Here is a 12696-nt window from a genome sequence, read left to right on the forward strand (position 1 = left end):
GGCTACTGAGGGCCGCGTATCACTTCTGCGCCAGCTTGTTCGACGGCGTGCGGCAGGCGGCAAATACGTCCAGGCTCGGATCGTAGACTTTCGTCGATATGTCCATCATCCCAAGAACACTATGGAAGATGTTGTCGTGCGAGTGCGTGCCCTCAGGCGCGCGCTTGGACAGACAGGCCATGTCGTAGCCGCCCGCCTTTGCCAGATCGTCGGCCATCCACACCAGCATCGGCACCTGCGTCTGCTGTACAGGCGCGATGATATAGGGCGCGCCATGCAGATAGATGCCATTCTCACCGAGCGACTCGCCGTGATCCGAGAAATAAAGGACAGCTCCGGACAGCGAGTTCGAGCGCTGCTTCAGCTTGTCGATGATCATCGAGACGATATGATCGGTGTAGAGGATCGTATTGTCGTAGGCGTTGGTGATTTCTTCTTGCGAGCAGGAGCCGAAGTCGTTGGCGCGGCAATCCGGACGGAAGCGGCGGAACTCCTCGGGGTAGCGTTGATAGTACGCCGGGCCATGGCTGCCAAGTTGGTGCAGCACGAGGACGCTATCGCCCTTCACCTTGTCCAGCCAGCCATCGACCTTGTCGACGAGGATTTCATCCTTGCATTCCCCGTCCTTGCAGAAGCGGGGATCGTTCGAGGGCGGCAGATAGGTGTAGGGGACGCGATCGGTTACATTGTAGCTGCCGGTGTCATTGTCCAGCCAAGTCACGCCGACCTTGGCGTGGGTCAGCACATCGAGCAGATTTTCCGTCTCCAGCCCCTTGCGATGGCTGTATTCCGCCCGCGTATAGACGGAGAACAGGCAAGGTATCGAGGTCGCAGTCGCCGTGCCGCAGCTGCTGGTATTGGGGAAGTAGACGACATTGCGCTTCGCCAGCTCCGGATTGGTCATCTTGGCATAGCCGCCGAGCGAAAAGTTCTGCGCGCGCGCGGTTTCGCCCGCCACGATGATCGTGACGCGCGGCTTGCCGTTATCAACAACGCCGACCCTGCGGGCGTCCGTCCCCAATGGGCCTGCGACGACATTTGCATCCCTTTGCGTGTCGATGGCGTAGCGCACCACGCTGGTGATCGGCATGACCGGATTAAGGGTATCCATGAGGTCGCGATGGGCACGACCGACGCCGGCATAAGTCTTGTAGAAGGTGGTGCCTGAAGCGACGAAGACGGCGACGCAGGCGAGAATGACGGCGGTGTTATGGACAAGCTTCTTGAAAATGGGGCGATGGACGATCCGCACCCAGATGATCACCAGCGAGGGCAGAATGCCCGTCAGCAGCACATGCATCGCAAAGCGCGCCGTGATCAGGTGTCCGGCTTCAGCGCCCGTCGACACGGCGGCATTGCGGATCATCTCCTTGTCGATGATCACGCCGAACTGATCGTTGAACCAGGAGGATACCGACGCCACCAGCACGAAGAAGATCAGGACGGGTTTCGTGACATATTTCGCGGAGAACAGCGTGAAGAATGCAAAAATGCCTGCAGAGATACCGGCCACGAAGGCAATGAAGGCAGCAGGTTCGGTCGTGAAATAGCTGTAGGCCTTGGTCCAGAACATCTGGTTCGTCACGAGAAGTACATAAAGAGCGACTATAAGGCATAGCGTAACACTGCCGATGGCCGGCCTGACGAAATGTCGGCCAGAAGATATATTTTTTTCGTTCAATGGTTTTCTCCGAGGCATGTGCTGTCGGCGGGGCCGGAAAACCCGGTGGCGCAAGGCGCAGGTTTGCGTGTTAAAGCCGGCGACCATGGCGGCCGTTCCTGACAAATACCTGAACGACAGACGCTTGAACACAGCTGTTTTGTGGTCGCTTCCTATTATCTTTGCTTTTTGCCGCGCCGACGTCTGAATTTCAGGTCGCCGTCAGAAATCCTCATCATAGCTCCTTGATTGCAATGAGGGAGCAATCGTGCGGGTCTTATTGGTCGAGGACAATCCCACTATCGGCAACGCGATACAGGATCATCTGTGCGCGGAAGGCTGGTCGGTGGACTGGTCGATGACTCTGGAGTCCGCAACGGCCGCCGTCACGGCTCGAGCTTACAACGTCATTCTTCTTGATCTCCGATTGCCCGATGGAAGTGGCCTCACATTGCTAAGGCATGCGGAAGCACGGGCGGATTCGACGCCGGTGATCGTTATGTCCGCCTATGATCAGCTGTCGGACCAGATGACGGCGATGGGTATCGGGGCCGTTGATTATCTCGTAAAGCCTTTCGGGCTTGCCGAGATGACAGCCCGCATCCGCAAGGCAGCCAGGCTCAGTCGCCTGATTCGTCTGCGCAATGCCGGATGAGCGCTGCTGTTTTCAAGACTGCGTGGATGATCCCGAGCGCGCGAAATCCATGACAGCCATCGCAGCCGCAAAGACCACCAACGACAGAAGCCAGCCGAGGACAGCGTCCGACAGGTAATGGGCGCCCATGAGCACGCGCATTATAGGCATGATTACGGAGACGATGGCGAGTGGGATGCCGATCGGGAGGCGCCAGCGCTGCGGCAGCAGCAGCACCAGACAGAGGAGCCAACCGCCGGACGAAGCTTCTCCAGAAACGAAGGAGCAATTTCCCAGGCACCGGCCAGCGAACGAACCTGCCTGGACGAAATCCAGTCCGCCGCCAAAGAGGTCCGTGCTGCGCGGCCTCGGTCTGCCGGCATATCCTTTCAGGAACGTATTGACGATCAGGCCGCAACCGATACCCAATGACAGCAGGGCGGCGATATACTGATCCGTTTTCAGCGTTCGCCGACGAGCGCCGTGTTTGCGCCAGAACATGACGAGGATAGCCAGCAAGACAACGACGGCAATATAGGGAAGGGCCAACGTCACATCACGCAGCGCTTCGATAAGGGGATTCCTCGCAAGAGCAAAGGTGCCGCAGATTTTGCCTGCGGCACTCGATGATGCGCAGGGCGCGGCCGTGAAAACGCTCCGAGCTACCCACAGGTCGATACCGGGGAAGCGATTGAAGACGAGCAGCAGCAGCCACCAAAGCGCAAATAGCGCCAAAAATGCCGCGAGGGGTGTGCCTACCGACGTCGTGCGTTTTGTGTATGCAAGGTCACTGTCGTACATCGGCCGGCCACTGTCATAAACAAATCTAAGACAAGCGCCCACCAGTGTTTTTGTAAATCACCGCCATAGCCGCCTCACGGCGGCCCTTACAACAGAAGCCTGACAGCAACCTGAAAGATAGAAATGCCTGAAAAAATCCATTAGCTGGCTAAGTGAATCCGAGGTTGAGTCGGCGGATTGGCTGCATTTCGCCGCTTATTGCGGATTGCCGTCTATTCGCCGACCTTGAAATAGGCCTCCAGCCGATAGCCGTCGGGATCGATCACGAAAGTTGCATAGTAGAACTGGCTGTAATCTGGCCTTATACCCGGCTTGCCGTTGTCTTCGCCGCCATTGGCAATGCCGGCGGCATGGAAGGCGTCGACGGCTTCCCTGCTTGGAGCGACGAAGCAGAAATGCAGGCCGGAACCGCGATCGGCGGGCACCGGCCGCTCCACTTCGCTGACCCAGAACTGGGGCCGTTCCGCGCCATAACCGATGGTGCCGTCGAAATTGCTCAGGCGTTCATAGCCAAGCGTCGAAAGTGTTGCGTCGTAAAACTGCTGCGCCCGCGCCAGGTCTTTGACGCCGATCGAGATATGGTCGAACATAGAAACGAGCTCCCGTCGTGTTGTCTGCGGAGCATTACGGAAGTCCGTGCTGCTGGGGAAGCGTCGGATATTCCAAAGTCCGCAGGTCCAATTTGGCCCCACCATCTTGCAACGATTGTGGGAAGTCAACAAAGGCAATGCGATGGATCAGGATGTCGCCCAGTCCAGCCTCTCCGGTTCCAGGCAAGTTGCTTCCATGCTGTCGATATTGGTAAATTGGCCGGCCTGGAGGTTCGATTTTCTGTCGTTCGGAAGCGATCGCAAATTTTTTTAAAAGCGCCTGTCGATTTTCCGATGGCCGCTTCGTCGTCAATATGAGCGGGTTCATTTGAGCGGCAATGGTGCCGGCGGCTCGTTTCTGGAGGAATCGTCCCATGCGTTTCATGTCTATCGTCACTTCTACCGATTTCATGCAACCGACACCGGAGCTTCTCGATGCCATAAACAAGCTTGCCGATCGGGAGATCAAAGCCGGTCGCATGATCGATACGGCGGGCTTGATGCCGCTTGCGACCGGCGCTCGCGTCACCATACGGGATCGCGAGCTGAGCGTTGTCGACGGGCCTTTCGTGGAGGCCAAGGAAGTCGTCGGCGGCTATGCGATCTTCGAGCTGCAGAGCAAGGAAGAGGCCGTGGCGCTGGCGGTCGAGTTCATGCAGTTGCACAAGGATTTCATGCCGGGCTGGGAGGGAACATGCGAAGTGCGCGCCTACTTCGAACCACATGCGGAGGGTGTATGCGATCCGCTCCCCCATGCGGCCGTCGGGCACTGATGATCTGCAATCGGGAGAGGCGGCCGTGACGGCCGCCGGCACCCACCGGACGATCCTCGCCGCGTGGCGGATCGAGCAGCCCAGGCTGATCACGAGCCTGGCGAGGATGCTGCGCGATGTTCCGCTCGCCGAGGATCTGACGCAGGAGGCTCTGGTTGCCGCCCTGGAGCGCTGGCCGGAGGCGGGCATCCCGGAGCGACCCGGCGCCTGGCTCATGGCGACGGCCAAACGCCGGGCGCTTGATCATTTGCGCCGTCGTCAGATGCTCGATCGCAAGCACGACATGATTGTTCGGGACATGGAAGAGGATCAGCAAGTCATGCCGGATCTCGATGCCGCCCTGGATGATGATATCGGCGATGAAATGCTGCGGCTGGTTTTCACTGCTTGTCATCCGCTGCTGTCTCGCGAGGCGCGCGTCGCGCTGGCCTTGCGGATGGTCTGTGGACTGACGACGGAGGAGATCGCCAGAGCGTTTCTCCTGTCGGAAGCGACGATCGCCCAGCGCATCGTCCGCGCCAAGCGGACGCTTTCGGACTCGGGACTGTCTTACGAAACGCCGCATGGCGAGGAGCTGTCGCGGCGATTGGCCACGGTGCTGGAGGTCGTCTATCTGATCTTCAATGAAGGTTACACGGCGGCGCGGGGTGAAAACTGGCTGCGGTTGCAGCTCTGCAACGAGGCGCTGCGATTGGGCCGGGTGCTGACGTCGGTAGCGCCGCAGGAGCCGGAAGCGCATGCGCTGCTTGCCCTGATGGAATTGAATGCTTCCCGCGCGGCGGCGCGGACGGACGCCACCGGTGATCCGATCCTGCTGCTCGATCAAAATCGTGCGCTTTGGGATCAGTTGCAGATCCATCGCGGTTTGCAGGCGCTGGCGCGGGTGCGGGAACTGGGCGGCGCCGGTGGCGTCTATGCCCTTCAAGCGGCGATTGTCGCCTGCCATGCGAGGGCTCACACAGCCGGGGAAACCGATTGGAGACGGATTGCCGAACTCTATGCGGAGCTCGCCGCGATCCTGCGCTCTCCGGTCGTGGAGCTCAACCGCGCCGTCGCCATCGGCATGGTCGACGGCCCCGAGGCGGCGCTGGAGCTCGTCGAGCGACTCGCGCATGAGCCCGCATTGAAAGGCTATCATCTCCTGCCCAGCGTTCGCGGTGATCTTCTTTATAAGCTTGGCCGGTATGACGAGGCGCGTTGCGCCTTCGAGGCGGCTGCGGCGCTTGCCGGAAATGAGAGAGAGCGGGATTTGCTGATGCGTCGGGCTGCTGAAGCAGCGTCCGCCTGAAAGGAATGAACCCGCTCTTTGACGAGCGGGTCGTGGTGTTTTGGCCTATTCGGCGGCTTGGTAGTTTGCCGCTCTTGCCGCAGATGTCCGCGGGCCGACGGCGGCGAGCAGCGTGATCGCGACAGCCAGGATCGTCACGAAGCCGATGCCGGCGATATAGGGGTTCCAACCGTAGCTGGGGGCTGCGCCGAAGACAGCCGAGGCTGCCGCCAGGACAATACCGCCGCCGATCTGGAAGGAGGCGAAGAGCATGCCCGAAGCCAGGCCGGACTTATCCTCTTCGATATCGGACAGTGCCGCGACCTGAATGGACGGATAGGTCATGGCATAGCCGACGCCGAGCAGGAGTTGCGAGATGGCGACCAGCACGATCGTGTCGATCTGGCCGACCGAGAGCACCCAGAAGAGATAGCTGATGGCTTGTAGTCCGACGCCGAACGTCATTAGCAAAGTCGTGCCGCGGGCCTGCCCGATCGTGGCGAAGCGAGGGGCGAGGAACATCACGCAGACGCCACCGAGGGCGAAGGCGAAGCCGGTGGCGAAGGCCGACCAGCCGACGACATTCTGGTAGTAAAGCGTCGCGATGAACTGGAAGCCGACATAGGCACCCTGGAACAGCGCGGCGACGGCATTGGCGTGGCTGAGCTTGGCGCGCCGGAACATGGCAAGCGGCACCATGGGGTCTGCATGGCGTGACTCGACCAGCAGGAACAGCAGGATCAGCGCCAGTGCCGCCACCAGTGATCCCCAGGTGGCAAACGCCTGCCAGCCGTCGGCCGCGGCGTTGGTGACGCCGAAGACGAAGAGCAGCAGTCCGGGGGTGATGGTGATTGCGCCTGCCCAGTCGAAGCGGGCGCGTGAGCCGCTTCGCTTGTGATCGGCAGGCAGGACGAAGGGCGCGACAATCAGCGCGAGGATGGCGACGGGAGCACCCATGACGATGGTTGCGCGCCAGCTGATGATGGTCGCAGCACCACCCAGCACCATGCCGAGCACGAAACCGGCGGCGCCTGTCGAGGAGAATACGCCGAGCGCCTTGGCGCGGGCGTTGCCTTCTCCGAAGACGGAGAGCAGCAGTGCGAGGGCTGCCGGCGCGGTGAAGGCGGCGGCGATGCCCTTGATCAGGCGTGCGGCGATCAGGGTCGGCGCGCTATCGACGAAGCCGCCGGCAATGCTCGCGGCAGCAAAGACGCCGAGCGACCAGAGAAACACGCGGCGGTGGCCGAAGAGATCGGCAACGCGGCCGCCGAGCAGCAGGAAGCCGCCATAGCCGAGCACATAGGCGCTGACGGCCCATTGCAGCGATGTCGCCTGCATGCCGAGCTCTTTCTGGATTGCGGGCAGGGCCACGCCAATGGTGGAGACGTCCATGGCGTCCAGGAAGTTGGCGGCGCAAAGCAGCAGCAACGCCAATCCAGCCCCGCTTCGGGTTTGGGAAGAAGTCATCGGGATCGTTCCTTTCTGTGCTGCCGCCTCTTGGGAGGTTGCAAACGGCAGGGAACGAGAAAATGTACACGTTCAAACCCTATTGCAAATTGATAGTAACCATGTCAGGTATTACTGGCGATGATGAATGATGCAACGCTTCGAAAAATCGATCTCAATCTGCTGCTCGCCTTTTCCGTGCTGATGCAGGAGCGGAATGTGAGCCGCGCGGCCGAGCGCCTGTTGCTGGGTCAGCCGGGCCTTTCCGCCGCGTTACGCCGGCTGCGCGAGACGCTGGATGACGAATTGTTCGTGCGCGTCGGGCGCGGTTTACAGCCGACGCCGCGGGCGCTTTCCATTGCGCCGGCGATCGAGGATGCGCTGTCCGGCATCGAGCGCGCCATTCGCCCGCCGGCGGCCTTCGATCCGGCGGACTGGCAGGGCGAGTTCCGCGTCGGCATGTGCGACAATCTCGAATCGTCCTTCTTCGGGCCGCTGGTGGCGCGGCTGCGTCAGCTGGCGCCGAATGCCCGGCTGATCAGCGTGGCGTTCGATAAGCGCGACGCTGCGCGCCTGCTGGACGAGGGCGCCTATGACTTCAGCATCTCCGTGCATGACGAGCCCGCCTCCTGGCATATTCGCGCGCCGTTGTTCGAGCAGGCATCGCTCTGCATCTACGATCCCCGCCATCTCAAATGCCCCGCGCCGCTCACACTGAAGCAATTTGCCAGTGCGCCGCATGTGACCGTCTCCATTGAAGGCACCATATCCACAAACGTGGATGCCGCTCTGGTGCGCCTCGGTTATCGTCGCCAGGTCGTGGCGACCGCGCCGCGTTTTTCCGCTCTGCCGATGACATTGCGGGCCATTCCGGCCATTGCGACCATCCCGGAATCCATCGCCCGCTGCATGGCGCAGCTGCATGATCTGACGGTTTCGGTGCCGCCATTCGAACTGCCGGCCGACCCGGTGACGATGCTCTATCGGCGCATCGATCAGGCCGACAGCCGGGCGGTTTGGTTGCGCCGCCTGTTCGTGGACGTGGTGACTGAAGCGCTGGAGGCGAGCGGCTGCAGCATAGGCGTTTCCACGGCCGCCTGCTGCTACGACCCGCCGGCCCTGGCCGAGGCGGTGTAGCCCGAAGGCGGTCTTCATGGTGCGGCACACTCAACGTCTGTCTTTGCGTATGCCGGAAGACCGGGATCTTGCCTTCGTCACGTCACTTTTTGCCCGCCCCGAGCTTGTTGCCCATCGACCGGATCCGACGCCGGATTCACCTGAGGAGAGTGCCCGGCGCCTTTCGCGTGACCGGGCGCACTGGCGTGTGCACGGATTTGGACGCTGGACGATCGAGGCTGAAGGGCGGCCGATCGGGTTCGGTGGCGTGACCGTCTCGAAGGAGTTCGAGGGGCTCAATCTTTCCTATCACCTGCATCCCGATTGCTGGGGACGCGGCTATGCCACGGAACTGGTGAAGGAGGCTCTGGCCTTTTCGCGCGACGACTTGCTTGCCGAGCGAGTGATCGGCCTCGTTCGACCCGTCAATGTGGCTTCCCGGCGCGTACTCGAAAAATGCGGTTTCGACTTCGAGCGGGAAGTGATGCTGCATGGCGCGCCGACGCATCTTTTGTCCTGCCGGACGACCCGCGTGAGTAGCAACATAGTCGAATAGATCGACCTCACGGCCAGGATGTCGTCATTATTTCCCATCCGGGCACGCCGTCGCCGCATTGCGCGCAGCGGCCTAGCCGTCGGGATAGGGCATGCCATCCTTGTGCACGAACCGGCCGTCGGTGCTGGAGCTCATCATGTCGATGTCGGAGCAGGTGATGAGGTCGGTCGGCGAGCGTGTTCCCGCTTCGAGATAAACCGCCGTCGTGTCCGACTTGTTGATCATGTGATGGCCGTTTCCGGAGCCCTTCGGGAAGGCGGCGCAATCGCCGGCGCGCAGCACCGTCTCGCTCTCATCCTCGATCAACGTCAGCTCGCCCTCCAGCACATAGACGAATTCGTCTTCCTCCGAATGCCAATGCCGCTGGCTCGACCAATTGCCGGGCGGCAACCGCATGAGATTGACCCCGAAATCCGTAAGGCCGCCGGCATCGCCCAGCCGCTGCCGTACGCGCGCGGCGCATGGATCGTTGAATGGGGCGGGATAGCGGGTGCCTTTGTGTTTCGGCACGGCTGCAATGTCGATCTTCGGCATGAGGGGTCTGCCTGGGATTTGTTATTGGGGGAGGCTGTCGGCGTCGAGGGGAGTTTAGCAATGATTGCTGGTCATGGTCCAGTTTGGTGTCGCGAACACTTCTTTTAGGGTGCTGGATGGGCAAGCGCCAAAGAATGCACTCGGTGTTGCCTTCATGCCTTCAACCAACCATGATGTACGGCATTAGCATTAGAGGGCGGCGAATGTGGGACATCGCCGCGCGTTTCACAAGATGGGTGTGTTAACCAATTGGAATGATCGTTAAGGGCGAGTCCGGCTGACGCACCCCATCGAGACCTTCCTACCATCTAATGTGTCCAACCTTTGTGCTCTAGCCATGTGAAGTAGCGGGCCATTCCAAGGTCTAGGAAGCTAAGCTGTTTTGAGCTTTCAATGCATTAGGAAATTATTGGCGCACCGCGCCGGGTGATGATGATAACTACGTCTACGCCATAGCTCTCTAAGCCCGCCTAAATGCAACTCGCCTTGACGATCAGGCAAAATCCCACCAAGCAAGGACCATCGCAATGCATACATCATCTGAAGGCTACAAGACCGGTGCTGCGGCCTATGTCGGCGGGCGACCAGGCTATCCGCCCGAGGCGCTGGACTGGTTGCGCGGCATCGTGGGTGTCGGACCCGGCCGGAAAGTTCTGGAATTGGGTGCCGGCACAGGAAAGTTCATGCCCTTGCTGCGGCGATGCGGAGGAACCCTCGTTGCGGTTGAGCCTATCGATGCCATGCGCGAGCAATTTACGGCCGACTTTCCGGAGGTCCAGGCTCTGGCCGGTTCGGCGGAAGCTATCCCTTTGCCAGACGCATCCGTTGATGCCGTCGTCTGCGCGCAGGCATTCCACTGGTTCGCAAACGCAGCCGCCTTGCAGGAGATCAGGCGGATTCTCGTGCCGGGCGGCGTGCTGGGGCTCATTTGGAATGGGCGGGACGAGACCGTGCCATGGGTCGCTGAACTGTCCGCCATCACGGATGAGTGGGAGGGAAATACGCCCCGCTATGTGACGGGGGAATGGCGCCGCGTCTTTCCCGCACCTGGATTTGAGTTCATCGATGAGCGCCATGCCCGCAACGCACATGTTGGAACGGCAGAACAGGTCATTGTCAAACGGACATTATCCGTCAGCTTCATCGCGGCCTTGCCTCAGCAGAAACAGGCGGAAGTCGAAAAGCAGGTAAGGGCGCTGATCGCGCGAACCCCTGAACTCTCAAAGGGCGGTGACATTTCCTTCCCTTATGAGACGAGCATGTTTGCCTATCGCAAGCTGTAGCCAGGCCCGCCGTCAGGCACTGGACTTGCCACTTCGGACGATCCATAATTAATTGTCTCGATATTATATGGATCATCCACGTGGACCCGCTCAGCGATGTGATTGCCCTGCTTCGGCCGAACACGGCCATCTCGAAGCCCATTTCTGGCTGGGGCACCTGGGCCGTACGCTATGCAGCGCATGACGCCCCCGGCTTTACGATCATTCTCAAGGGCGAATGCTGGATTGCATTTGAAGGCGAGGAGCCCTTGAAGCTGGAAACGGGAGCATTTCTGCTGCTGCCCTCGACCCCCGCCTTTACCTTGAGCAGTCGTCCCGGCCTGGGCGGGACACCGACAGACCCGATGGATGTGCCCGTGCGCCATGGCGAGCAGGAGGGTGAAGCGGATTTCATAGCGCTGGGCGGCACGTTTCGTATCGAGGCGGCGAATGCGCCGCTGCTGCTCGCCCTGTTGCCGCGCATGATCCATGTTCCGCCATCAGAAGGGCGATCGGCTCGGCTCGGACGGCTGATCGATCTCATCGCCGAGGAGTGCCGTGGCGACGAGCCGGGCAGGGATATGATCCTCCAGCGCATGCTTGAAGTTCTTCTCATCGAGGCGCTTCGCTCGCAGGGAACCACCATGGGCGAAGATCGCGCTGGTCTGCTGCATGGCATGCGCGATCCGGCGCTCGCGCGCGTGCTTGCGGCGATGCATGCCGATGTGCGCGCAGACTGGACAGTTGCAGGCCTTGCCCGAATCGCCGGCCAATCGCGTTCCGCCTTTGCCGCGCGCTTTGGTGCGGTGCTCGGCTGCGGTCCGATCGAATATCTCGTCCGCTGGCGCATGGCGCTGGCCAAGGATGCCTTGTTGCGCGGCGCAAAGACGCTCGACCGGATCGCCGACGACATCGGCTACGACTCGGCCAGCGCCTTCAGCACGGCGTTCCGCAAGCGGCTTGGCTGCCCGCCAGGAAGATTTGCCCGGATGAATGGCAGCGTCGGCCACGCCTGAGATCAAGCGCGGGCGAGTTTATTGCCGACCTGGACGATTGAACAATATAAATGGATAATGAATTATATTTCGTCCAGATGATCGGCGCTATCAAGGAACCATCCGAAACGAATGGAGGTTCCCATGCAAACGATCCTGATCACCGGCACATCCTCTGGCTACGGCCTGGAGACGGCACGCCATTTCCTCGACAAGGGCTGGAATGTGATCGCCACGATGCGCCGCCCCGACGCAAGCCTCTTCCCTGCCTCGGCCCGGCTGCGCATTCTGCCGCTCGATGTCACAAGCGACGAGAGCATCGCCGCCACCGTCGCGGCCGCCGGCCCCATTGACGTGCTGGTCAACAATGCCGGCATCGGTGTTGTAGGCGCATTCGAGGCGACGCCGATGGCGCACATCCGCAAGGTCTTCGCCACCAACACGTTCGGCGTCATGGCCATGTGCCAGGCCGTCATTCCGCAGATGCGTGAACGCCGGTCCGGCGTGATCGTCAACGTGACCTCGAGCGTGACGCTGGCCGCCATGCCGCTGGCGGCGGCCTATACCGCGAGCAAGCAGGCGATCGAGGGCTTTACCGGCTCGCTCGCGCATGAACTTGGCTATTTCGATGTCCGCGCCAGGCTGGTCGAGCCCGGCTATGCCCCGACGACGCGTTTCGCACAGAATACGGATGTGCGGATCGAGGATCTGATCCCGCCGGCCTATGCCGGCTTCGCGACGCCGATCTTCGCGGAATTTGCTCACCCCGCCATGACGACGAAGGAAACGGATGTCGCCGCGGCCATATGGGATGCAGCCCACGACACAACAGGTCGCCTTCAGTTTCCGGGCGGTGCCGACGCGGTCGCGCTCTACGAGGCCCGTCACCGGTAAGCGCAAAGCGTCCTGATCATCAAAGGACAATCACAGCGCAGCATCGGCCTCCCCGCCGGTGCTGCCTGTTCGTCGGCCATCTTTACCATCCAAAGAATACGAACTTTTCTCCGCCGAATGCCGCCGTTTTTAAATGCGGAGCGGGGAAGTTTGGCACTGCATGTCCAG

14 protein-coding genes are annotated in these 12696 nt (G+C 61.0%); 8 read left to right on the forward strand and 6 right to left on the reverse strand.

The annotated features are described in order from the left end of the window. Window positions 1–19: 19 nt before the first annotated feature. On the reverse strand, window positions 20–1699 hold the full coding sequence (locus FHT29_RS03255) for a phosphoethanolamine--lipid A transferase (RefSeq protein WP_234903743.1): 1680 nt from the start codon (window positions 1697–1699) through the stop codon (window positions 20–22). 229 nt (window positions 1700–1928) lie between these two features. Between FHT29_RS03255 and FHT29_RS03260 the strand changes: the two genes are divergently transcribed. Beyond that, window positions 1929–2315, forward strand: a complete 387-nt coding sequence (locus FHT29_RS03260; RefSeq protein WP_037195035.1) for a response regulator — start codon at window positions 1929–1931, stop codon at window positions 2313–2315. 12 nt (window positions 2316–2327) lie between these two features. Here the strand turns inward: FHT29_RS03260 and FHT29_RS03265 are convergent, their stop codons facing one another. The 3 genes from FHT29_RS03265 to FHT29_RS03275 all read right to left on the reverse strand — a co-directional run bounded on the left by FHT29_RS03265 (window position 2328) and on the right by FHT29_RS03275 (window position 4070). After that, window positions 2328–3029, reverse strand: coding sequence for a phosphatase PAP2 family protein (locus FHT29_RS03265; RefSeq protein ID WP_246702975.1), 702 nt, complete (start codon window positions 3027–3029; stop codon window positions 2328–2330). Window positions 3030–3307: 278 nt separating this feature from the next. Next, window positions 3308–3685, reverse strand: a complete 378-nt coding sequence (locus FHT29_RS03270; protein WP_047562498.1) for a VOC family protein — start codon at window positions 3683–3685, stop codon at window positions 3308–3310. Between the two features lie 34 nt (window positions 3686–3719). Beyond that, entirely contained in the window at window positions 3720–4070 is a 351-nt protein-coding gene (locus tag FHT29_RS03275) for a hypothetical protein (protein WP_131512294.1), read from the reverse strand. Between FHT29_RS03275 and FHT29_RS03280 the strand changes: the two genes are divergently transcribed. Beyond that, window positions 4060–4458, forward strand: coding sequence for a YciI family protein (locus FHT29_RS03280; protein WP_047562501.1), 399 nt, complete (start codon window positions 4060–4062; stop codon window positions 4456–4458). The genes FHT29_RS03275 and FHT29_RS03280 overlap by 11 nt on opposite strands. 25 nt (window positions 4459–4483) lie before the next feature. Then, complete coding sequence (locus FHT29_RS03285) at window positions 4484–5746, forward strand: RNA polymerase sigma factor (protein ID WP_047562941.1); 1263 nt, start codon at window positions 4484–4486, stop codon at window positions 5744–5746. Window positions 5747–5791: 45 nt separating this feature from the next. Here FHT29_RS03285 and FHT29_RS03290 read toward each other — a convergent pair whose 3' ends face one another. Continuing rightward, entirely contained in the window at window positions 5792–7192 is a 1401-nt protein-coding gene (locus FHT29_RS03290; RefSeq protein ID WP_037195022.1) for an MFS transporter, read from the reverse strand. Between the two features lie 120 nt (window positions 7193–7312). Here FHT29_RS03290 and FHT29_RS03295 point away from each other — a divergent pair, with 120 nt between their 5' ends. Both FHT29_RS03295 and FHT29_RS03300 read left to right on the forward strand, forming a co-directional pair. Continuing rightward, window positions 7313–8308 (forward strand): LysR family transcriptional regulator, encoded by a 996-nt coding sequence (locus FHT29_RS03295; protein ID WP_168599121.1) that lies wholly within the window; start codon window positions 7313–7315, stop codon window positions 8306–8308. A 16-nt stretch (window positions 8309–8324) separates the two neighbouring features. After that, entirely contained in the window at window positions 8325–8843 is a 519-nt protein-coding gene (locus FHT29_RS03300; protein ID WP_168599122.1) for a GNAT family N-acetyltransferase, read from the forward strand. Between the two features lie 72 nt (window positions 8844–8915). Here the strand turns inward: FHT29_RS03300 and FHT29_RS03305 are convergent, their stop codons facing one another. Next, entirely contained in the window at window positions 8916–9377 is a 462-nt protein-coding gene (locus FHT29_RS03305; RefSeq protein ID WP_037195019.1) for a cupin domain-containing protein, read from the reverse strand. A gap of 527 nt (window positions 9378–9904) precedes the next feature. On the opposite strand from FHT29_RS03305, the gene FHT29_RS03310 reads away from it, so the two are divergent. From FHT29_RS03310 to FHT29_RS03320, 3 genes are all read left to right on the forward strand, one after another. Beyond that, window positions 9905–10660 (forward strand): class I SAM-dependent methyltransferase, encoded by a 756-nt coding sequence (locus tag FHT29_RS03310; RefSeq protein ID WP_037195018.1) that lies wholly within the window; start codon window positions 9905–9907, stop codon window positions 10658–10660. Between the two features lie 80 nt (window positions 10661–10740). Continuing rightward, window positions 10741–11655: an AraC family transcriptional regulator gene (locus tag FHT29_RS03315; protein ID WP_168599123.1), complete on the forward strand. Its 915-nt coding sequence runs from the start codon at window positions 10741–10743 to the stop codon at window positions 11653–11655. A gap of 123 nt (window positions 11656–11778) precedes the next feature. Then, complete coding sequence (locus FHT29_RS03320) at window positions 11779–12528, forward strand: SDR family oxidoreductase (protein ID WP_037195009.1); 750 nt, start codon at window positions 11779–11781, stop codon at window positions 12526–12528. Window positions 12529–12696 lie beyond the last annotated feature (168 nt).

This window comes from Rhizobium sp. SG741 (genome assembly GCF_012275435.1).
Taxonomy (GTDB): Bacteria; Pseudomonadota; Alphaproteobacteria; order Rhizobiales; family Rhizobiaceae; genus Rhizobium; species Rhizobium lusitanum.

What these genes read in the sequence shown, in the direction of transcription:
- FHT29_RS03310 (WP_037195018.1), top strand. Translation starts at nt 9,905, where the DNA reads ATGCATACATCATCTGAAGGCTACAAGACCGGTGCTGCGGCCTATGTC.
- FHT29_RS03320 (WP_037195009.1), top strand. Translation starts at nt 11,779, where the DNA reads ATGCAAACGATCCTGATCACCGGCACATCCTCTGGCTACGGCCTGGAG.
- FHT29_RS03295 (WP_168599121.1), top strand. Translation starts at nt 7,313, where the DNA reads ATGATGAATGATGCAACGCTTCGAAAAATCGATCTCAATCTGCTGCTC.
- FHT29_RS03270 (WP_047562498.1), bottom strand. Translation starts at nt 3,685, where the DNA reads ATGTTCGACCATATCTCGATCGGCGTCAAAGACCTGGCGCGGGCGCAG.
- FHT29_RS03300 (WP_168599122.1), top strand. Translation starts at nt 8,325, where the DNA reads ATGGTGCGGCACACTCAACGTCTGTCTTTGCGTATGCCGGAAGACCGG.
- FHT29_RS03290 (WP_037195022.1), bottom strand. Translation starts at nt 7,192, where the DNA reads ATGACTTCTTCCCAAACCCGAAGCGGGGCTGGATTGGCGTTGCTGCTG.
- FHT29_RS03305 (WP_037195019.1), bottom strand. Translation starts at nt 9,377, where the DNA reads ATGCCGAAGATCGACATTGCAGCCGTGCCGAAACACAAAGGCACCCGC.
- FHT29_RS03255 (WP_234903743.1), bottom strand. Translation starts at nt 1,699, where the DNA reads ATGCCTCGGAGAAAACCATTGAACGAAAAAAATATATCTTCTGGCCGA.
- FHT29_RS03275 (WP_131512294.1), bottom strand. Translation starts at nt 4,070, where the DNA reads ATGAAACGCATGGGACGATTCCTCCAGAAACGAGCCGCCGGCACCATT.
- FHT29_RS03280 (WP_047562501.1), top strand. Translation starts at nt 4,060, where the DNA reads ATGCGTTTCATGTCTATCGTCACTTCTACCGATTTCATGCAACCGACA.